This is a genomic window from Williamsoniiplasma luminosum, assembly GCF_002803985.1.
Taxonomy (GTDB): Bacteria; Bacillota_I; Bacilli_A; order Mycoplasmatales; family Mycoplasmataceae; genus Williamsoniiplasma; species Williamsoniiplasma luminosum.
Genome location: NZ_CP024963.1, coordinates 660,413 through 682,510 on the forward strand (window position 1 = coordinate 660,413; position 22,098 = coordinate 682,510).

Genomic DNA, 22,098 nt, shown 5'->3' on the forward strand with positions numbered 1-22,098 from the left:
TATGAATTTAGAAATTTGAAAAATAGGTACAAATGTAGCATCTATAATTAATGAGTGACAAGAGGAAGTATTTCCCTTTTTGAAAAATTTTTCTTTTGTGATCATAAATGATAGTAAAGATAAATATCTTTTTAAATACAATGACCCAAATGCTGGAGCAAAACAATATATTGCAACTTGGTCTTGATCAAAACTTCGTCAAAATATAATTTCTTTAATTGCTTTGGGAGTTTTAGAAGTTGTTGATTTTAATAAAAATAATTATATTTCTGATTATCGAATGATTTTAGATGGGAATGTTGAATTTAGAACAAATTTATATTTTGCTGAAATCCCAAATGATGAATTAGTGAAAAACTATTTATTAAGCAAAGAGATGACAGACCAATTTGATGATTATTTAGAATCTGCTAAAAATAGTGAATTAAACACTAATACTGATTATGATTCAAATGAAGAAGAAGCAAAAATTAGTTTTTTTAAAAGTTTTAGAGATATTGTTTTTTATAATTCATTTTTTATATGTTTGTTAAAAGAAATACATAACCTATCGATGAAAAAATTTGCCAAATTAATAGACATTGAAAAAGAAACGGATGCAAACAAGTTCTATAAATATTTTAATAATATAATTAATTATAATAATTTGTCTATCGAAGAAAAAGAAAAGATTGAAGAATTGGCTATTAAATTTTCATTTGGTTCAAGAGAAAAATTTAATAGATTAACTAATTCAAGTACAAAAATGAATAGAAAAACTAAAAGTGATGATGATGAGCATAAATACCAAAGTGTTTTAGAATTAGAAGATAAAATAGTAAATGAATCAAAGCAAAAAAATAAACCAATGAAATCTGAAATAAAAACATTTGGTGAACTTATGCATAATATAAAAAACAACGGACTCACATTTAAAATACCCATTTATCAAAGGGATTATAAATGGAATAAAAAAATGATTGAAAAACTTTTTGATGATATCTTAAAGGCTACAAATTGTGAAAAAGGTAATGAAATTCATTACATGGGTACTCTCTTGGTTAATAGACCTAATAAACAAGAAATTGATCATAATATTTTAAAAATTGTTGATGGACAACAAAGACTTACTTCATTAATAATAATTTTGAAATCTCTTTATGATGAAGCTTTAGATAGGGACATTGTACCAGATCCTTTTTTAAAAGATTTATTATCTAATAAAAATCACGAAAATCTTATTGAAAAGAGGTTTTTAAGGGTTACGAATAATCCAGATGAAGAGGCATTCAAAGAACTTTTAGCAGGAAAAGATGTAAAAAACCCTCACTCTCTAATTTGGGAAAATTTTTGGTATATAAAAGACAAAAAAATTAATTCAGAAATTTTATCTGATCAAGAATTATTTGATTTAACCGAATTTCTTTTAACAAAAGTAATTTTCACAATAACTGTCGATAGCTCAAACAATGAATTTGAAATTTTTGAAAATATGAATACTAAAAAAGTTGAATTAGAAACAATTGAATTAATTAAAAACATCATTATGATGAACATTGAAGATGAAATATTAGAAGCTGGACATGAAGCAAATATTAATTCAATATTTAATTCCAAGATTTTAGAAAATTTTAAAAACAACAAAAAATTAGATTCTGCTCAAATTAATAATTTTATAGCTGCATTTGTAAATTATTATCAATACTATTTAGAAGAAAACGATGAAATATATAAAAATATTCAAAATGTTTCAAATAACAAAGATGAACTATACACAGTCTTTAAAGAGATTATTTTAAAAGAAATTGGCAAATTCAAAAATAAAAAAAATGAGAAAATGACAAATGAACAATATATTGAATTAATAAATTTTTTAAATAAGCATATTATTCTTTTCAGAAGTGTTACTGATAAAAAAATTTATCAAAACCAAGATAATTCAACATATGTTTTAAGTGATATTCTTATAAATTTAGAAAAAAGAAGTATCTATACACCTTTGCTTATGTTTTTGGTACAAAAACATATAAATAATGATGGAGAACTTATAAATCATAATGAATTAAGAAAAAAAATATTCGTTATTGAAAATTATGAAAATAGATTTCAAGTAATTTTATATCGAGGGCAATCTTTAACACAAACAATGAAAAAAATATTTGAAAAACTAATTGGAAACTCTAATGTCACTGCTGAATTTTTAAAAAAACAATTTAATTCTAGTGAAATTATGGGAAAACTTACAACTCCTTCAAATGAAGAATTCATTACCAACTTAAAATTAAAAATCTATGATAAAACCTTTAAAAACTTATTAAGAAGAATTAATTTTTGAATATCTAATGATTTCTCACTAGATATCGATTCAAATTACGAATGGTTTAAAATTTCTGAAGGAACTAGAGAACATATTGTACCTCAAACTTTAACTGAAGAATGAAAAAAAATGTTAATGAAAGGTTTGAACACAAATGATGAATCAGTTGTTATTCAAAAGCACAACGAACTTTTAGAAACCATTGGTAATGAATTGTTAATTAACGGAAGTCCAAATAGTAAAGCCCAAAACAAAATTTTTCAAGAAAAAAATAAAAGTTACAAAACAGATCCGAACATTAAAGATTATTATCAATATAAAGGTTTCAAAAACAATAATTTAGAATTAATGGATCTTTCTAAAAAGGATGAATTCAACTTTAAAGATATAAAAGAAAGAACAGAACAAATAGTTAAAATATTGTTAGAAATTTATAGTATTTAAATTTATAAATTAAGGAATTGTTAATCATCATAGATTAATATTTTATTATGTTGAGGTTATTATTTAATATAATGTAAAATAATTACATGAATAAAAAGAAAATCGCCCTATTTGGCGGCAGTTTTGACCCAATCCACACCGATCATGTCAATATTGCTAAAACATGTTATGAAAAATTAGGTTTTGAAGAAGTTTGGTTTATTCCAGCTTATTTAAATCCGTTTAAAAAAGCCCAATTATCATCCATTAAAGACCGTTTAGCAATGTTGCGAATTGTTGAAGAAAAATATGATTTTATTCGAATTAATCAATATGAAATTTCGAATAATCGTCCAACTAGTACTTTTGAAACTTTAAGTTATATTATTAAGCATTATCCTGATAATGATTTTGCTTTTATTATGGGTAGTGATCAATTAGATACTTTTGAACAATGAAGTAACTTCAATCAATTAATTAAAATCATGCCGTTTAAAGTTTTTTTACGCGATGAAAAAAACTTTAACCAAGAAATAGTAAAAAAATATGCTTTAGAAACTTTTACATTTAATAATAACTTTTTAAGTTCAACTGATATTCGTCAGTTGAAAAACTTAAATAAGCAAATTCCAAAAATTAACGAATATATTAATTTCCATCTTTTATATTTACCAGAACGCATGGGTGGTCAAATGGATGAAGCACGTTACCAACATTCAATTAATGTTGGTAAAATGGCGCAAAAACTTGCTGTTAAATGAGGAGCTGATGAAAATAAAGCGTTGGTTGCTGGAACATTGCATGATATTGCAAAATGTTGAACAAGAGAAAAGAACTTATGATATTTAGAACATTATCTACCATTTTTAATTGAAGAACCATTTCCGATTTGGCATTCTTTTACTGGGATGTTGCATTTAGAAAAAGATTGATTAATTAAAGATCAAGAAATTCTTCAAGCTGTTTTTAATCATACAGTTGGTTCAATTGATATGAGTTTATTAGATAAAATTGTTTTTTGTGCTGATAAAATTAGTCTGGAACGCGACTATGATGAAGTTGAAACAATGCGTAAACTATGTTTTGAAGATATTGAACAAGGATTTATCGCACTAGTTAAAATGCAATATGAACAAGCAATTAAAAAACATGGACCAAATAGTATTGGTTTATTATTAACCAATACTTATAATTATTTTGTTAAAGGAGAGAAGGATTAATGTCATTTACAGTTTTAGAACTAATAGGAATAGAAGCGGCGGTATTTTTAGGGCCTGTTATTCTTTATATAATATATTTTCTTCTAAAACTCGGATACACAAATTGATATTGACTCGATGATAAAACCAGAGAGGAATTTACAAAAAAAATTAACATGGATTTTTTTTGTAAAAAAAAGGCCGATTATTCATTTGAAATAAAATCAATTTGAAAAAAACAAGCCAAGAAATTAATTAAAAATAAAACTCAAAAATTCAAAAAAATTAACATCAAAGAACTTGAAGACAAAATTAATGAATTTAATTTATTTCAATCGTTTGTAGAAATATTTAGTTGAACAATTTTTGAAAAGTGAGTTAGAGAACATCAAGTTTGATTTTCTTTTAGAAAATGAATATCACCATATTATAGGGTGTGTTCTATATTGGTTATTTCGGGTTTTGTAGGTTTTATTTTTATTTTTCTTCGAAGTAAAATTGAATTTAAAACAAGTTTGGAAATTGAAATGACTTTCTGATCTTTTAATTTTTTATTCTATTTAATTTCAGAAATAGTTGCAATTATTATTAATAATAAAGCTGCCAAATGAGAGAGTGGTGTTGTTAAAATACCAAATAAAAATAAGTTTATAAATAAAAAAAATGAAGTAGATTTTTTCAAAGAATTTGATAAAAAAAATGATTTATTTCATATTAATCCATCTTTTCAAAAAGATGTTTCAGAAATGGAATCATGAATAGAATTGTATATAGGATTTACAAACTTTATCTTAGAACAAACAAGAAAACAAGGAAAAAATAAATGAAAATTATAATTGGAGCAATGTTTGAAGAATTAGAGGTTATTATTAATTCACGCAAACTTATTCCGGTTTTAAATTCCGTTTTTCAAGAATTTAAAACCGAAGATAACAAACTTGTTGTTTGTGTGTCTGGAATTGGAACCGTCAATGCTAGTGCTTGTTTAAGTTATTTATTAACTAAATATAATCATGTTGAACAAATCATTAATATCGGGACATCTGGTGCCATCTGCACTAGTTTAAAACAAGGTGATGTTGTCATTGTTGACAAGGCCAGTTATCCAACAACAAACGTGACAAGTTTTGGTTATCAACATGGACAAGTTCCAAAAATGCCAGTCTATTTTGAAAGTGATAAAAATTTAATTGATCAAAGAATTAATAAATTTAAGCAAATGAATCAAGAGTTTAAAATTGTTAATGCAGCGACAATGGATGTTTTTGTTGATAATAAAAGCATTGTTGATAATGTAATTGGTCGATTACCATTTAATGCTCAAATTGTTGAAATGGAAATAGCCGCTTACATGCAAGTTGCGCATTTATTTAACATTCCTTTTGTTGGTGTGAAGATCATTAGCGATCTAGTGGCAAGTGATCATAAATCAACTTTAGAATTTGATGACTTTTTACCTCAAGCTGCTAAAAAGATTAATGATTTAGTTTAATTTATTATATTTATTTCAAAACAAAAGAGTCTTCACGAGACTCTTTTGTTTTAGTTAATTATTTTTTTGAAATTCTAAGTATGAACTTGAACTTTTTTAGTTTTTAATTCTAACTTATTGGCTTTTTTCATTTTCCCAATTTCTTTAGCAAAATTAATTTCAGCATCATCAAATTCATCTAAACGATAAGTGATTCTTAATGAATTTAAAATACTTTGATATCTTCTAGTAATTTTATCTTTTTCAACTTCATTAAGTTCTGGCATTTCATTAACAATTTTTAAATATTTATCTTTTAAATGATTTTGGAAATCATAAATGAATTGATCATCAATTTCACCTTTTAATTTTTCTAGTTCGATTTTAAATTTAGCAATTTTATCTTCGAATGCTTTTGTATCATATTTTTCATATAATAATTCTGCTTGAGGTTTTTTACCTCTTTTTAATAATTTTTTACCTTTTAAAATAAATTTATCTTTGTATAAAATTAATTGCGTTTCAGTGTGAGAAATTTTATCTTGAACTTTAGCAATTCTTTGATATTGTTTTTCAATGTCTTTAATTTTTTTGCCATCTTCTTTTGAAATTAAAGTCGAAATTGAAATTAAATTGTTTAATAAGTCTTGTGCTTGTTGTTCATTAATGTATTTTTTAGTTAATAAATATTTAACAAATAATTTATCATTTTTAATTAATTGTCTTTTTTCTGAAACTCTTTCTTTATAAAGGAACATTGTGAACAGAATTCCTAAACCAATAGAAACCCCAACACATAACAACATATATAATCCATTTTGTCATCCAGGTAAATATCCAAGTGTTACAGCATCAAAACCATTTCCAGAAGAATTAGAAAAGAATCCGATCAATAAGAAAATTCCGACCCCAGAATTAATTCTTCCAGTCACTCCAAGTAGTCCAGCTAAAACACCAGCAAAAAACGCAGCAGTGGCTCCAGCAAGCAACGGTCATCTTTTTGGTAAGTTAACCCCGAACAACATCGGTTCACTAATTCCAAAAATTGCAGCAATGGAATAGTTAGCCGCATCACGTTTTGTTGTCGCGTTTTTAGTAATTAATCAAACTCCAATTAAGGCTCCAAATTGCCCTCAAGCTCCGACATCAGTGACAAATGTAAAACTTCCAAATCCTTGGTGTACCATTGCGTCAATTCCAAAAATGAAACCAAGCGGCACATGAGCCCCGAATAATACAGCAATTTGGATAATTGCTCCACTAATTCCAACTCCAATCCCTCCAGGGATTTTAGTTAAGAAGTGAACTCCGATTCCGATAATTTTTTCAAGATAAAATCAGATTGGCCCAAAAACAAAGAAAGCAGGTAATGTTGTTAAACCAATCACAAGAAATCATCTGAATGTTAATTCTATTTGTGCAGGGATTCAAGTGATAATTCAATTATCAATTTTTTTAGCTAAAAAAATTGAAGCAATAATGACAAATATTTTAGTATTTTGAGGAGTAATAATATATGCATTTAATGGTGGAATACCAACCATCGAACTACCATCAATCACGATAATTCCAGTGTTTAATTGTTCTCCTTGGGCTAATATTCATTGTTGTCCTTGCATACCAGCTCCCCCATTTCCAAACATGAATGGTGCACACAAAATAACACCAATAGCCACTAAACACGGAAAAATAAATTCTACAATTTAAGAATTAATAGCGCTAGCGGAAGCTGGCGTTTTTCAATTCAATACTTTTTGTTTTCTTTTAAAATTATATCACTCTATATATTCTGATATACACTTATAAATTTCATCAAATTTCATTTTTGTAGTAGCTAGCTGATTTAAATATTCTCCTTTTAAACAACCAAAGAAATATTCAGCTTCTCGGTTATCTAATGAATTCCCAACCCTTCCCATCGAGGTTTTGGCATTAATAGTTTTTAATCTATCAAGAACTTTATAACTAGAATATTGAAAACCATGATCAGAATGAAAGATAAAGTTTTTTCTTTTTAAACCATCAATTGTATCTAAAACGAGTTGGACGTTATTTGATTGAGATAATTTTCATGATTCAATCATTTTAGTTTTATGACTAATAGCAATCGATAAATAAGCAAAATTTTCAGCTGCATCAGCAGGAATATAGCTAACATCAGTTGCTATTATGTTGTCTTCTTCAGGATTAAAGTTTCTTCTTACAAGATCCTCAAATTTAACATCAGTATTTTTATTTTCCATTTTTTTTCTTTTTTTGCCTTGTTAAGCAAACTAAATTTCATCTAACCATGTAGTTTCTAAGGGTTCTTTCGTCAATAATGATACCTTCTTCCGCTAATTCGACTGTTATTCTTTTGCTGCCTAAAATTTTATTGTTCTTCTTGAAAATGTCCGTAACTTTCTTTCTTAAATAGTCAAACTTATATTTTCTAACAACTGCTTTTTTGTACATTGTTGTTCTATGCATGCCTAAAATTTTGGCTTTTAGTGGTTTAGATAGCGTGTCAAATGTGTTTAAATTTTCCTTTTCTTTTTTGTTTCGTTGTTCTTTGATTCAATGTTCAAGAATTTCATTTTTTTGTTCTTCTGTTAAATCATTAATAATTTGGGGAATATCAGAGTCGTCTCTTTTGTTTGGTCTTCCTGAACCTTTTTTGCTTTTAAATGTTTCCATACCTAAATTATCTAATAATTTTGCTTTTTTTCTAATTCAACGTCTAAGTTCTCTTAAAGTTGGGTTGTGTTTCCTTATCTTTAAGTATCACTTTACAGCATCGTTCATCCCTTGTTCTTTATAGATTTCTATAACATTAATTCATTGTTCTTTAGTTAGTTGTTTTGGCATAAAAAATTCCACACTTTCTTTTTTGAATGTGTAGAATTATTTTTTCCGTGTTTACACCGACATCGGTCTATTAAAATCGAAATATTTACCAGCAGAATATGCAATAAAAATTCCAAAAAACATGAATGCTGATTTACCCATCACTCATAAAATAACCCAAAGGATTGGAGAGTCAGGGGTTATGATATTATTTAAAATATCTTTTGGAACTAAACCAATCCCGTCATAACTCAAGATTCCTAAAATTGCTTGAAACAATCCCATTCCAATTAAAACAGGAATTAAAGGAACCATAATATTTCCAAACATTCCTAAAAATCGGTAAAAAATTGGGACTTTAACATTATGTTTGGTAGTGAAATCCCCTTCTTTTTCCTGGTTTAAAATCACGATTTGATCTTTAACCTTATAAACATCTTGACCGATGATAATTTGAATTTGTTTACCATTTCAAACTATCCCTTTTACTAGTTCAACTTTTCTGATTGCATCAACATCAACTTTATCAACATCAATGATTCTAAAACGCAATCTTGTTATACAGTTGAAAACTTCTTCATAATTAGCAGGTCCGCCAACTAGTTTGTTAAGTTTCTTACCGATTCGGCGATAAGTATTATCGCCTTCAAAAAATTCCAAAAAGTTTGGTTTTATTTTTTGTTTTGCTGCGTTTTTAATTAACGAAAACTCACCAATCAAATCCCCTTGCTTAACAGTTTTATTTTGATTTAATAATTTAAATTCAAAATCTTTACCAATTCCATCAATCGTAATTGGACAAACTGTGCTTAATCCTGATTTTTCGATCATATCTAAATCAGCATTAACAATTTTGGTTTTTAAAGAAATGTCTTGATTAATTTTTGTCTTTACATCAAAAGGTTTACCGCCAAGTCCAACAGTGTCTAAACCAATATGCATTAAAATATTTACACCTTCAACTTCAAAAAAGAAAGCATGTTTTGTGTCTGCAATTAGAGCTATTGTACCTTGATCAATTGGTGAATAAAATTCATTATTTTTTGGTTTAATAAAAAAACCATCACCCAACATTTTTTCACTAAAAATGCCATCATGAAGGTTTTCGATTAAATCAATTTCTCCATCAACTGGAGCATAAATTTTAATTTTTTTCATTTTATTTTTTTCCTTTCCTCTCAATCTTAAAACAGAGATATTTAAATTCCAAAACAAACCAAAAAATTAAATACCACTTTCATTTTATGAAAGTGGTAATTTTAATTTATCTCTTTAAAGATTATTTTTTGTTTATTTTTTTTATTAAAACTTATGTACGAACTTGAATTTTTTGATTCTTTAATTCTAACTTATTTGCTTTTTCCATTTCACTAATTTCTTTGGCAAAATTTATTTCAGCTTCATCAAATTCATCTAAGCGATAAGCAATTCTTAATGAATTTAAAATACTATTATATTTTCTACTGATTTTATCTTTTTCCATCTCATTAAGTTTTTTCATTCCATTTACTATTTTTAAATATTTATCTTTTAAGTTATTTTGAAAGTCATAAACAAAACGATCATCAACTTCGCTACTTATTTTTTTAAGTTCGATTTTCAATTTTGCTATTTTTTCTTCAAAAGGTTTCACATCGTATTTTCCATATAATAGTTCTGCTTGTTTATCTTTACCCTTTTGCATTAATTTTTTGCCTTTTAAAATAAATTTGTCTTTATATAAAATCAATTGTGTTTCAACATGTGCGAGATTATCTTGTACTTTAGCAATTTTTTGATATTGTTTTTCAATACTTTTTATTTTGCTTGCATCTTCTTTTGAAATTAAAGCAGAAATTGAAACTAAATTTTTTAATAAATCTTGTGCTTGTTGTTCATTAATGTATTTTTTAGTTAATAAATATTTAACAAATAATTTATCGTTTTTGATTAATTGTTTTTTTTCTGAAGTTCTTTCTCTGTACATTAACATGGTTAATCCCATTGCTAAACCAGCAGCAGCTATTCAACAAAGTAACATATATAATCCATTTAATCAACCTGGTAAATATCCAAGCGTTACACCATCGAATCCAAATCCGGATGAATTAGAAAAGTAACCAACAATTCCTAATATTCCGATTCCGGTAGTAACCCTTGCTGTAACACCTAACAGACTAGCCATAATACCAACTACAAAAGAAGCTAATGCCCCGGCATATAATGGTCGTCTTTTTGGTAAATTCACCGCAAACAATAGTGGTTCGGCAACACCAAATATTGCCGGGATCGCGGTACTTATCGCATCGCGTCGGGTCGCCGCATTTCGAGTTACAATTGCCACACCAAGAGTTGCTCCTCATTGTGCTCAAACTGATAGATTACCAACTTCTTGGAATGTTGAAAATCCTTGATGTGTCATTGTATCTATTGAATAAATTGTCATCAGAACAACATGTGCCCCAAATAAAACAAAGAACATTTGAATCCCAAAAAGGAAACCAACCCCAAGACCTATTGGTGCTTTAGAAATATAATGAATTCCAATTCCTAAAACTTTTTCAATATAAAATCATATTGGTCCAAAAACAAAGAATGTTGGAATTGTTACTAAACCTACGACAAATACTCATCTAAATGTCAATTCGATATATGAAGGAATTCATTTAACAACTCAACTATCTACTTGTTTAGCTAATCAAATAGCTGCTATAATTACGAAAATTTTAGTATTTTGTGGAGCAATAACATAGGCATTTATTGGCGCCATACCCATATGCTCCATATTTCCATCAATAACCAGAATACCTGTATTTAAAGGATCTCCTTGTGCCAATATTCATTGTTGCCCTTGCATGGTTGGACCCCCATTTCCAAACATAAATGGGGCACATAAAATAAGTCCAATAGCAATAGACATCGGTCTATTGAATTCGAAGAATTTACCAGCACTATAGGCTATTAAAATTCCAATAAATAATGTCGCAGCTCTACCCATGACCCATAAAACAACTCAATATATTGGAGAATCGGGACTAATTTTATTATTTAAAATATCCTTTGGAACTAGATTTAGTCCATCATAACTCAATATTCCAAGAACAGCTTGAAACATCCCTAAACCAATAAAGACCGGAATTAGCGGCATCATAATGTTTCCAAACATCGACAAAAATCTAAAAAAAACAGGTCCTTTTGATTGAGGTTTCTTTGTAAGGAACTCATCACTTCCATTCTGATTTAAAAGAATTATTGCATCTTTAAGTCTGAATACATCTTGTCCAATAATAATTTGTAATTGATTACCATTTCAAATAATTCCTTTTACGAGTGGAATTTTTTTAATTGCATCAACATCCACTTTGTTGGTGTCAATAGTTCGAAAACGTAATCTAGTCATACAGTTGAATACTTCTGTATAGTTTTCAGGACCACCAACTGCTTTATTGATTTGTTTTCCAACTTTCCGATATGTATTATCTCCTTGGAAAAATTCTCTGAAACTCATTTGAATTTCATGAATGTTTTCTTGGTTTTCAACTAATAAAAACTCACCAATTAAATCACCTTGTTTAACAGCTTTATTTTGATTTAATAATTTAAATTCAAAAGTCTTGTCAATACCATCAATTGTAATTGGGCAAACTGAACTTAATCCTGATTTTTCAATCATATCTAAATCAACGTCAACAATTTTAGTTTTCAAATCAACATCTTGATTTAATTTTGTTTTTAGATCAAATGGTTTACCATCAAGTCCGACAGTGTCCAAACCAATATGCATTAAAACATTAACACCTTCAATTTCAAAAAAGAAAGCATGTTTTGTATCTGCAATTAAAGCTATTTTTCCATGATCAATCGGTGAATAAAATGCACTCTTTTTTGGTTTAATGAAAAAACCGTCACCCAACATTTTTTCACTAAAAATGCCATCATTAAGGTTTTCGATTAAATCAATTTCCCCATCAACTGGAGAATAAATTTGTATTTTTTTCATTTAATTTTCTTTTTCCTTTCCCGTTTATTTTATGATTAATAAAAATAAAAATTTGTCTTCAAATAAATTAAAAAACAGTTTCTAAATCAGATAGTGTTTTCATTTAAAATGCCTTTTCCTGGCTTTTCTTGTCTAAAAAACAAATAAGTTATGAATTAGTGACTTTTGAATAGGTGTATAATTTGAATAGAAAAACGGAGTGTTATATGAAACCAACAAAACCACTAGTCGCCATTACAGGAGCATCATCTGGAATCGGTAAAGCAACAGCGAAATTATTTGCAGAAAAAGGATATCCAGTTTTATTGATGGCTCGACGTGTTCAGTTATTAGATGAAATGGACATTGGACATAAAATTACTGCCAAAGTCGATGTCACTGACATCGAACAAATTCGTCAAGCAATAAAAAAAGCAGAAGCGGTTTATGGACCAGTTGATTTATTAATTAATAATGCTGGAATTATGCCAATGGATAAATATGTGGACCAGTCGCTTAAAGACAAATATGACACATTAGATGTAAATATTAAAGGGGTTGTGAACGGGATGGATTGTGTTTTAAAAGATATGAATGCTCGTCAACATGGAACAATTATTAATTTATCATCCGTGGCTGGACGTTGAACTTCAATTGATCATGCTTTATACAACGGAGCTAAATTTGCAGTTAATGCAATCACTGAACAAGCCAGACGAGAAAATGCTGAAAATAATGTGCGTTTTACTTTAATTGAACCTGGAATGGTTGATACTAATTTATTGGATACAACAACCAATCAAGAAGTCTTAGATGCTTATTTGATTAATAAGAATCGTTTAAAAGGTGGTTTGATTGCTAAAGATATCGCTGATGCAATCTTATATACTTATGAACTACCGCAACACATCAGTATTAAAGAACTGCTGATCACACATACTCAACAAAAAATTTAAAATTCAAAAAATGCTTTCTTTTTATAAAAGCATTTTTTGTTTTTGCTTTAAATTAAGATTTTAAATTGATTAATTTTTAAAATACTTAAGAAGGTCAAAATCGGGTTTAAAAATTGTTTAGATAAATTCATCAAATTTTAAAAACAAATTAAATATTTTGCACCTTTTAACATGTTAAAGGAGAAAAATATGCAAAAGAAAAAAGTTGGGATAACTATTTATCCAGAACAAGCGCCATTAAATGAAACTTTAGATTATTTGGAGCGTGCTAAAAAATTAGGCTATGAACTAGTGTTTGTAAGTTTTGTACATTTAAAAAAAGAACAACAAAAAGAACTGGAAATGACAATCCAAGCTACAAAATATGCAAGCAAGTTAGGATATTATGTCATTGCTGATGTTGCTCCTTCAAGTTTTGAACTGTTAAATGTTCCAAAAAATAATTATGAAAAAATTAAAGCAATGGGAATTTCATGCCTTCGTTTTGATCTACCACTAACAGCGATGGAATTAGCTTTTATATCACACAACGAGTATGGAGTTGATATTCAAATTAATATGAGTAGTAACGACCATTTGATTGATACTATTTTAGATTATCAACCTGCAAGAACAAGAATTAGTGGGTGCCACAATTTCTATCCTCAAAAAAATACTGCTTTACCTTTAGCTTTTTTTCATGATTGCAACCAAAAATTTGTCAAACATAACATCGAAACTGCAGCATTTATTGGTTCTCATTTTGGAAATCAAGGAGTTGCTAGTGTGAATAAGGAATTACCAACCCTAGAAGCGACTAGAAATTTACCATGCTCAACTCAAGCAAAATTATTGTTTTATTCAAATGAAATAAATAATGTGATGTTCGGAAACGCATTTGCTAGTCAAGAAGAATTAGAAGAGGTTGTTGAAATCAATCGTGATACGATCGCTTTAAAAGTAATTTTAGAAAATGATATTACTCAAGAAGAAAAAACAATTTTAAATTTTCCCCAACATTTTAGTCGTGGAGATATTGCAGAATTTTTTATTCGTTCTGTTTATTCAAGAATTGTTTTTAAAGATTTTAAAGTAACACCAAAAAATAAACAATCAATTTTTAATCGTGGGGATGTTGTGATTATGAATGAAAATGGTAATAGCTACAAAGGCGAAGCACACATTATTTTAAAAGACAATTTTGAAATAGAAAATAATCAATATAATTTGGTTGGGAAAATTGATCCCAACGAAATAATTTTACTAGATTATGTTAAACCTTGAGCAGTTTTTAAATTTGAATTTTAAAACTTTAAACGCAATAATTATTAAAAATTTAAACATTCCAAACAAAAATTTTCACTCTTTGTTTGAAATGTTTTTCATCTAATTTTTTAAGAATTAAAAATAAGTTTCTTTATTGAAAAGTACTATTTTGTTCTAGTGGTTATCTATTGTTTATTTCAAATTAATAGAAAATATTATTGTGTTGAAACTTTAGGTATTCAATCAATATAGGAGTGAAAATATGGAAAATAGAAAAAAAGATTTTTTATGAGGAGGTGCAACCTCTGCAAGTCAGGCTGAAGGAAATTTCGAAAATAACGGTCATTCTTTAAGCGTTTGACAAATGATTCCTTATATAAAATTACAAGATCGAGCATCTATTCCTTTGAATTTTGAATCATTTACAAAAGCATGAGTTGAAGAAGTGTTTGAAAATAAACAAGGTTTACACTATCCAAAACGTTTTGGATCAGATTATTACAACCGATGAAAAGAAGATATTGATTTATTAGCAGAAGCTAAACTTGATATTTATCGTATGTCAATTTCTTGATCAAGAATTTATCCAAATGGTGATGAACTAGAACCAAATCAAAAAGGGTTAGAATTTTACGGAAAAGTTTTAAAATATTGCAAAGAAAAAGGGATAAAAGTAATGGCAACTTTGTCTCATTTTGAAACACCATATCCAATTGGGAAAAAATATGGTGGTTGAATGAACAAACAAGTAATTGATATGTTTGTGAAATTTGCTAAAACTTGTTTTACTGAATTTGGAGACTTAGTTGACTTTTGAGTTCCAATTAATGAAATTAACATGACTGCAATTGTCCCAATGATGGGTGGTGCGTCTTTCCTTGAAGATTTTCCAGGAACTAGTTATGATCAATTAAGATTTCAAACATTACATAATCAATTTGTTGGTCAAGCAAAAGTTGTCCAACTAGGGCATGAAATGCTGGGCAAAAAAAATATCGGATGTATGATTGCAAACATGACAGCTTATCCAATTGATTGCAATCCAGTTAACATTCTTGAATGACAAAAACATCAACAAACTCAACGTTATTTCTACTTTGATATGGTTGCTAAAGGTGAATATCCAACTTACATGTTGAAATTATTTGAAAAATTAAAAGTCAAAATTGATACTAATCCAGAAGAAATGGCAATTTTAAAAAATAATACAGTTGACTTTTTATCATTTAGTTATTATATGTCAGGAACTGTTGGGACAACTGATGTTCAATACACTAGTGGTAATTTAACAGGAACAGGGAAAAACCCATTCTTAAAAGCAACAGAATGAGGATGACAAATTGACCCTCAAGGTTTGAAATACACATTAAATGATTTATGAGATCGTTATCACTTACCTTTATTTATTTCTGAAAATGGAATGGGTTATGATGACAAATTAAACGACAAAAAAACAGTTGATGATGATTATCGAATTGACTATTTAAAACAACACTTCAAAGCAATTATGGATGCGATTGATGATGGAGCTGATGTATTTGGGTACACCATGTGAGGTGTGATCGATTTAGTTTCAGGAGGAACTAATGAAATGTCAAAAAGATACGGTTTAGTTTATGTTGATTATGATGATTTACATAACGGAACTGGTGATCGTTTTAAGAAAAAATCATTCTATTGATTTAAAAAATTTCAAGAAACTGGCGAATTATAATTTCATAAAAAATGATAATAAATATCAAAATATTGGCGTGATAGAGAATTTTGTTTAAATGTTTTTTTATTCATTATTTAATTATAATACGCATTCAAATTTTAGATAAAAATGAACTAATGTTGATCTTGGTTTCGAGATTGCATTGTTCATTTTTTTAATCTAAAATTTCAAAAATTAAAAATAATTTTCTTTATTTAAAAGCACTTTTTTATTTAAGTGTTTTTCTTTATTTTTATTGTTCATTACCACAAAATAAAAGAGTGTTGGAATCTTCGGGTTTCAATAGGAGTAAAATTATGAAATTTATAAAAAAAGATTTTCTTTGAGGAGGAGCGACAGCTGCTTATCAATTCGAAGGTGAATTTGACAAAGATGGTAAATCTATGAATATGGGGGAAATGATCCCCTATATCAAATTAGAAGACCGTGCTTCCCCTGGTTCAAAACGCAAAGGTTTTGCAAGAGCATTTGTTGAACCAGCAATCGAAAACAAAGAAGGTTTACATTATCCAAAACGTTTTGGATCAAATCATTACAATCGATATAAAGAAGATATTGATTTATTAGCAGAAGCTAAACTTGACATTTATCGTATGTCAATTTCCTGAGGAAGAATTTATCCCAATGGAGATGAATCAACCCCAAATCCCAAAGGATTAGAATTTTATCGTAATTTGTTAACTTATTGTAAACAAAAGGGACTAAAGATTATGGTAACGATGCATCATTTTGATACACCATATCCAATTGGGGTAAAATATGGTGGTTGAATGAACAAGCAAGTAATCGAGATGTTTATTAAATATGCTAAAACTTTAATGACTGAATTTGGAGACTTGGTCGATTATTGACTACCTTTTAATGAAATTAATATTAGTGCACTTGTCCCAATGATGGGTGGGGTTGCTTTTCTTGAAGACCATCCTGGGATGAGTTATGATCAATTAAGATTTCAAACATTGCACAACCAGATGGTAGCACAAGCTAAAGTTGTGCAACTGGGACATGAAATGTTGAACAAAAAGATTTTTGGATCAATGATTGCCAACATGACAGCCTATCCAATTGATTGTAATCCAATCAATATAATTGAATGACAAAAACACCAAGAACTTAATCGTTATTTCTACTATGATATGGCAGCCATTGGTGAATATCCAACTTATATGTTGAAATTATTTGAAAAATTGAATGTCAAAATTGATACTAATCCCGAAGAAATGAATATTTTAAAAAACAATACAGTTGATTTCTTATCATTTAGTTATTACATGTCAGGAACTGTTGGAAAAACAGTTGAAAATACAAGTGGTAATTTATCAGCCACAGGAAAAAACCCATTTTTAAAAGCAACTGAGTGAGGATGACAAATTGATCCTCAAGGTTTGAGATACACATTAAATGATTTATGAGATCGTTACCATTTACCTTTATTTATTTCTGAAAATGGCATGGGTTATGATGACAAATTAAATGATCAAAAAACAGTTGAAGATGATTATAGAATTGACTATTTAAAACAACACTTTTTGGCAATTAAGGAAGCAATTGAAGATGGTGTGAATATTTTTGGTTACACCATGTGAGGTGTGATTGATTTAGTTTCAGGAGGAACTAATGAAATGTCAAAAAGATATGGTTTAGTTTATGTTGATTATGATGATTTTCACAATGGAACTGGAAATCGTTTCAAGAAAAAATCATTTGATTGATTTAAACATTTTATGGAAAGTGGTGAATTATAATTATGGCAAAAACGAAAAATAAATATGATGAGTTTTTAAAAACCACATATGAAGCAGTTGGCGGGAAGGAAAATTTTGGTGAAATTTATCATTGTGTTACAAGGTTAAGATTTAAAATTTTAGATAAAACCAAAGTTAATGAAGCTAAAATTCTGGAGCAAAAAAAACAAGGACTGGTCAAAGGAATTAATTGATTGGGTAACGAATTACAAGTTATTATTGGGATGGAAGTTTCTAAAGTTTTTGATGCTTTTAACAATTATCTTGAAACGCTTCAAACCAAACCCACAACAAGTGGTGAAATCGGTGAATTTAAAGTTGAAAAAGTTCAAGGACAAGAACATTTAAGCGTGACAAATAAATTACTCAATATGATTAAAGGATTTGTAATGCCGATGATTCCGGCAGTTATTGGTTTGGGAATCATTGTTTCGATCCAAGCGATTTTGGCATTAGCAAAAGTAATCCCTTCAATCCAACAAATGGCAATTATGGATATTCAAGGTCAAGTAATTGTTGCAAATAGCTTTTTACAACAAAAAGCTGAATGAATTGCTCAAGGCGGTCATAATATAACATTTATTATCGGAATTCTATTTTATATTGGTGGAACTGGAGCCATGTCATTTTTAGGTATTTTAATCCTTTTCAATGGTTTTAAATATTTAAAATTAAACCCAACATTTGGTGCGGTTTTAGGCTTTATGCTTTGTGCACCATCATTAATCTTACAAGGTTGAAACATTCAACTAGTTAATGTTTTGGATGGTTGATTCAAAATTAAAATGGGACCAGTGATGGGAAGTATTTTTGTTTTAATTCCCGCAGCCTTTTTATTCAAATACATAAAAATTGGAGTTGATAAGGTTGTTCCAAACCTTTTAAATAATTTATTTGCTGGAGCAATCGCCTTGTTTATTACAACAGTTGTTGTTTTTATTGGTCTTGCACCAGTAATTGGAATTTTTGAAAATATTTTAGGACGAGCTGTGAATTTATTATCAGAAATTCCATATGGACTTGGGGTGATGTTTTATTCATTATCATGACAATTCTTAGTTATCACCGGAGCTCACATGACTTTGGTGATGCTAGTCATGGGCCCATGACTGGCTGATTCAACAGCTGGTATGACTATTGCAATTCCAATGTTGATGGGTGCTCAAATTGCAGCCTTTGGACAAATGGGGGCTGGTCTTGGAATTGCTGTTAGAACTAAAGATCGTATGTTGAAAAAACAATCAATTGAGGCAGCTATTCCATGTGCTTTCGGAGTCACAGAACCGATGATGTTTGGGGTTACACTAATTAGATTTAAAACTCTAATCTTTGGATGTATTGGTGCTGGAATTGGAGGATTATTCTTTGGAATAATGAAAATTCCTTACTTTTCACAAGGTGGACTTGGAATTTTAGCTGTGATGAATACCATCACAGGAACTCTAGCTGGTGATGCTAATGGAGGAGTTGCTGATATTTTATGAACATTAGTAACTTTTGCCATGGCTGCTGGATCAGCATGTTTAATCACTGCTTTCCTATTTGGTCAAGATGGAAAAGTTCAAGCTAAACAAAAAATCAAAAAATTAACAAATTTAGCAGCAAAATATATTGCTTTAAATAACAATCAAGATCTTAATGTTGAAAGTTTCAAAGCTGAATTAGCAGAAATTGAAAAAATTCAAAACGATAAAGAACATATTAAGTTACAACAAATTTATCTAAAAAATGATATTAAATATAATAATTTTGTTGCTAAATTAGACAAAAGCGAAATTAAATTAGATAAATTAAAAGAAGTTAACAAAAGCCAAAAAGCAATTACAACTTTAGAAAATAAAATTCAAATTTTAAAAACTAAAATTGCTGAATGTGAAAAACAAGCTAAATTACAATATGAAAATATTGTAAAAATTAATGAGCAAACAATTAATTTAATTAACAAAACTTTTGAAAATCAAAATTATGATGAAACCTTAAAAGCTTTAAAAAATAATTACACAAATATTATTAATGAAGTTTATAAAGGTGAATATCAACAACCAATTCTTGAAGAAGTCTCATTAATACCAATTCTTAAAGAAGGAAAGGCTAAATTAAAAATTAAAACAGCATAATTTTAAATTTCAAAACTATACTATAACTAAAGCATCTTTAAATCACCATTTAAAGATGCTTTTTTCTATTAAAAAATAACCCTTTTGTGCAAAAAAAGAAGGGGGGGAGGGGATATTTATAGATGGTTAAATTATTCGTCTATGCTTTGAAAACAATGAACTCAAAACCGCCTTTAACTTTCATTGAATTTGGATGTGTTTGAACCGCTACACTTCCAGACATCATAACACCATTTTGGTTGCTGTTATTAAAAATGATTCAATAATCCTCATTGAGTTTAGCTTTGGGTGATAGTTTCTTGATTTCGTTTTGAATTCTACTTTCAACACTTTCAACTTTTTCACCAACTTTTGCTGATATTTTATAAGCTAAATTATTAATCGGTTTTCTGGTATCTTCTTTCATCTGAAAAATAAAACTTCCATAAATTTTGTCAGAACCTTTTTGAGCTTTAATGTCTTTCACGGCTTCAATTTTTATTTCAGCACCAACACTCATAATTGAATCAGGTCATTTAATTTTATAGTCGATATTTTCTTTTATTGAAGCTCCAGAGACATCGGATAATACACGTTCAATTTCATTTTTAATTACTTGTTCGGTTTGACCAACATATGCATTTACATTAATGCTTTTAATGTCTAATTTTTCAATATCAACAACAAAAGATGGTCCAAATAAAACTGGATATCGGGCTGGATTGTATCGGTTAACCCCTTTAAATTTAACGTATGTTCTTCCTTCAGACTTGCCTGCCGAAGCCACGAACATCATTTCATTACTAGATTCATCAAACTTATTGTTCAAATAAACTCGAGTTAACATATTAGATCCTGTATTTATTGCTTCTCACCCATTTTCATCAACTTCCACAACATCAACTTTGTCATAATCTTTAATTAAGGATTTATCAAACATAAAGTAAGTATTTCCTGTTGGTGCAATTGTTTTTTGCTTAGTATATTTAATTGAAGTTTCAACTTGTGGATTGCAAGCAACAACAGAGGTTGCTGTTGTTGCGAGCATTCCGAAACTCCCTAATAAGATTAATAATTTTTTCATTTTTAAACTCCCTTCACAGTTTTTATCTTAAATATTATTATATATTTTAAACACATCATTTGTTCCCAATTTAAATGCAAGTTTTTAATAATTGATTAAAATATTGTCAAAAAAGTTAGAATAATTCATTATTAAGGCTTAATTCTTACTAAAAATCTGCTTTATAAGTTTTTTGTAAGATAAAAGTATCAACCTTTTAAAATGTTTTATTTTTTGAATTTATTTGGATTAAGATAATTAATAGAGGCAAAAAACCTCTTATCTTATTATGTAAAAACTCAATTCATTAATTTTAAATAAGAAGCATAAAATAATTGAACAAAACTCAATTCAAACTGATTATGTGATTAAAGAATTATATAAAGCTTATAAAAAAATGAACAAAGATTTGTTTAACAACGAGTTAAAAGAAGATGCGATTATTTCTATTGCATCTAACCATAGACAAAGAAGTTTTATTCGAGGGAACTTTACCCCGAGGAAACTATGAACTTATCATGAACATGAATATCACGAAATTATTATTTGGGGACTTGCTTTTAATGAAGATTATAAGTAAACTTTAGCAACTTTATTACACGAAATGGTGCATCAATATTGTCATCAAATCGAAGTCCGAGATACTTCATCGAATGGAAGACATAATCGAAAATTTAAATATTATGCAGAACAAGTGCATTTAAAAGTGCATAGCCCAATAATCAAACATATCGGTTATACAACCGATGTGTCTGAATATTTGAATAAATATTTTGAAGACCTTGATATTGATCATACAAAAATAAATGCTTTTAAAAATGTCAATTGACTTAATAATCATGCAGATTTACAAGCTGAAATTGAAAAAATGCTTGCTGAAAAACCAAAGAGATATAAATATGAATGTGGTTTGTGTTTTTATGATTTTAGTTCCAAGCATGATATGGAATTAAAATGTCTGAAATGTGAAAATCCACTTGTTAAAAAATCTCTTTAATTGAAAAAAACTTCCATTTCTTGTTAAAAAGGAAGTTTTTTTCCAGAGAATAATTTTGATCTCGATAAAACATAAATAAATGTCAAAGAAATTTTAGATTTTTTAG

General features: G+C 28.3%; 17 protein-coding genes. 11 read left to right on the forward strand and 6 right to left on the reverse strand.

The window, feature by feature from the left end; all coding sequences use genetic code 4:
* Window position 1 precedes the first annotated feature (1 nt).
* The 4 genes from ELUMI_RS02935 (at window position 2) to mtnN (ending at window position 5,410) form a co-directional block, all read left to right on the forward strand.
* Window positions 2-2,740, forward strand: a complete 2,739-nt coding sequence (locus tag ELUMI_RS02935) for a DUF262 domain-containing protein (protein ID WP_025734831.1) — start codon at window positions 2-4, stop codon at window positions 2,738-2,740.
* Window positions 2,741-2,826: 86 nt separating this feature from the next.
* Entirely contained in the window at window positions 2,827-3,939 is a 1,113-nt protein-coding gene (locus ELUMI_RS02940) for a nicotinate-nucleotide adenylyltransferase (RefSeq protein WP_025734832.1), read from the forward strand.
* A gap of 155 nt (window positions 3,940-4,094) precedes the next feature.
* On the forward strand, window positions 4,095-4,754 hold the full coding sequence (locus ELUMI_RS02945) for a hypothetical protein (RefSeq protein ID WP_198514010.1): 660 nt from the start codon (window positions 4,095-4,097) through the stop codon (window positions 4,752-4,754).
* Window positions 4,742-5,410, forward strand: a complete 669-nt coding sequence (gene mtnN / locus ELUMI_RS02950; RefSeq protein ID WP_025734834.1) for a 5'-methylthioadenosine/S-adenosylhomocysteine nucleosidase — start codon at window positions 4,742-4,744, stop codon at window positions 5,408-5,410. Before ELUMI_RS02945 ends, mtnN begins: the two co-directional genes overlap by 13 nt.
* 74 nt (window positions 5,411-5,484) lie before the next feature.
* On the opposite strand, the gene ELUMI_RS02955 is transcribed toward mtnN, so the two are convergent.
* The 5 genes from ELUMI_RS02955 to ELUMI_RS02975 all read right to left on the reverse strand — a co-directional run bounded on the left by ELUMI_RS02955 (window position 5,485) and on the right by ELUMI_RS02975 (window position 12,194).
* Window positions 5,485-7,065, reverse strand: coding sequence for a PTS transporter subunit EIIC (locus ELUMI_RS02955; protein WP_156921442.1), 1,581 nt, complete (start codon window positions 7,063-7,065; stop codon window positions 5,485-5,487).
* Window positions 7,066-7,092: 27 nt separating this feature from the next.
* On the reverse strand, window positions 7,093-7,632 hold the full coding sequence (locus tag ELUMI_RS02960; RefSeq protein ID WP_100618543.1) for a DDE-type integrase/transposase/recombinase: 540 nt from the start codon (window positions 7,630-7,632) through the stop codon (window positions 7,093-7,095).
* On the reverse strand, window positions 7,622-8,236 hold the full coding sequence (locus ELUMI_RS02965; protein WP_100618544.1) for a hypothetical protein: 615 nt from the start codon (window positions 8,234-8,236) through the stop codon (window positions 7,622-7,624). The genes ELUMI_RS02960 and ELUMI_RS02965 overlap by 11 nt, the downstream gene beginning before the upstream one ends.
* Window positions 8,237-8,287: 51 nt before the next feature.
* Window positions 8,288-9,373, reverse strand: coding sequence for a glucose PTS transporter subunit IIA (locus ELUMI_RS02970; RefSeq protein ID WP_025734249.1), 1,086 nt, complete (start codon window positions 9,371-9,373; stop codon window positions 8,288-8,290).
* Window positions 9,374-9,524: 151 nt separating this feature from the next.
* Entirely contained in the window at window positions 9,525-12,194 is a 2,670-nt protein-coding gene (locus ELUMI_RS02975) for a glucose PTS transporter subunit IIA (RefSeq protein WP_025734248.1), read from the reverse strand.
* A 206-nt stretch (window positions 12,195-12,400) separates the two neighbouring features.
* On the opposite strand from ELUMI_RS02975, the gene ELUMI_RS02980 reads away from it, so the two are divergent.
* The 5 genes from ELUMI_RS02980 (at window position 12,401) to ELUMI_RS03000 (ending at window position 19,953) form a co-directional block, all read left to right on the forward strand.
* Complete coding sequence (locus tag ELUMI_RS02980; RefSeq protein WP_025734247.1) at window positions 12,401-13,129, forward strand: SDR family oxidoreductase; 729 nt, start codon at window positions 12,401-12,403, stop codon at window positions 13,127-13,129.
* A 189-nt stretch (window positions 13,130-13,318) separates the two neighbouring features.
* A complete protein-coding gene (locus ELUMI_RS02985; RefSeq protein WP_025734246.1) occupies window positions 13,319-14,416 on the forward strand; it encodes a DUF871 domain-containing protein in 1,098 nt (365 codons plus the stop codon).
* A gap of 220 nt (window positions 14,417-14,636) precedes the next feature.
* Complete coding sequence (locus ELUMI_RS02990; protein ID WP_025734245.1) at window positions 14,637-16,088, forward strand: glycoside hydrolase family 1 protein; 1,452 nt, start codon at window positions 14,637-14,639, stop codon at window positions 16,086-16,088.
* Between the two features lie 299 nt (window positions 16,089-16,387).
* Window positions 16,388-17,836, forward strand: coding sequence for a glycoside hydrolase family 1 protein (locus tag ELUMI_RS02995; RefSeq protein ID WP_025734244.1), 1,449 nt, complete (start codon window positions 16,388-16,390; stop codon window positions 17,834-17,836).
* Window positions 17,837-17,838: 2 nt separating this feature from the next.
* Complete coding sequence (locus ELUMI_RS03000) at window positions 17,839-19,953, forward strand: PTS transporter subunit EIIC (RefSeq protein WP_025734243.1); 2,115 nt, start codon at window positions 17,839-17,841, stop codon at window positions 19,951-19,953.
* 139 nt (window positions 19,954-20,092) lie between these two features.
* Here ELUMI_RS03000 and ELUMI_RS03005 read toward each other — a convergent pair whose 3' ends face one another.
* Window positions 20,093-21,016: a lipoprotein gene (locus ELUMI_RS03005; RefSeq protein WP_025734242.1), complete on the reverse strand. Its 924-nt coding sequence runs from the start codon at window positions 21,014-21,016 to the stop codon at window positions 20,093-20,095.
* 343 nt (window positions 21,017-21,359) lie between these two features.
* Between ELUMI_RS03005 and ELUMI_RS04540 the strand changes: the two genes are divergently transcribed.
* Complete coding sequence (locus ELUMI_RS04540) at window positions 21,360-21,575, forward strand: hypothetical protein (protein ID WP_025734241.1); 216 nt, start codon at window positions 21,360-21,362, stop codon at window positions 21,573-21,575.
* A 24-nt stretch (window positions 21,576-21,599) separates the two neighbouring features.
* Window positions 21,600-21,992, forward strand: a complete 393-nt coding sequence (locus tag ELUMI_RS03010; protein ID WP_025734240.1) for a hypothetical protein — start codon at window positions 21,600-21,602, stop codon at window positions 21,990-21,992.
* Window positions 21,993-22,098: the final 106 nt, after the last annotated feature.